Source organism: Clostridium pacaense (genome assembly GCF_020709765.2).
In the GTDB taxonomy this organism is placed as follows: Bacteria; Bacillota; Clostridia; order Lachnospirales; family Lachnospiraceae; genus Enterocloster; species Enterocloster hominis.
In genome coordinates, this window is record NZ_JAJFEB020000070.1 from 1 (window position 1) to 466 (window position 466).

Here is a 466-nt window from a genome sequence, read left to right on the forward strand (position 1 = left end):
CTTTGCTTTCCATTATCTTTTGGAATATAAACTCTACGTACTGGTTTTGGCATATAGGTTCGGTTTCTGATTGATTGGACGATTTCGTCTTTATTTTCCCTGATGTAGGCACCAAGTTCCTCAACTTTCATCCCATCTACTCCACCTGCTCCTCTATTCGCCACTACTTTCTTATAGGCATTGTTTAGATTCTCTTTTGATGTAATCACTTCTATCAATTCCATCGTTGTTACTCCTCTGATTATTACAAAATTTATGCACACCACCCCTCTCGATATAAATGGTATTCCTCGGCTTACGTTCTTACTTTTCCCATCCATCTGATTTCTGGCTAATGCATGATTCTCTTAATAACGATTCGTACTATAAATCGTTTCTGTCCTTCGGCCTTTAAACCTACTATGACTTCATCTGACTCCCTCTCCAAACCTTTTTCGACCATATCTTCCGATACGTGAGTAGGGTC

The 466-nt window shown here is 39.3% G+C and carries 1 pseudogene; it reads right to left on the reverse strand.

The features are described 5' to 3' along the window. Nucleotides 1–224, reverse strand: a pseudogene (locus tag LK536_RS58505) (group II intron reverse transcriptase/maturase); the annotation flags it as partial. Between the last annotated feature and the right edge of the window lie 242 nt (nt 225–466).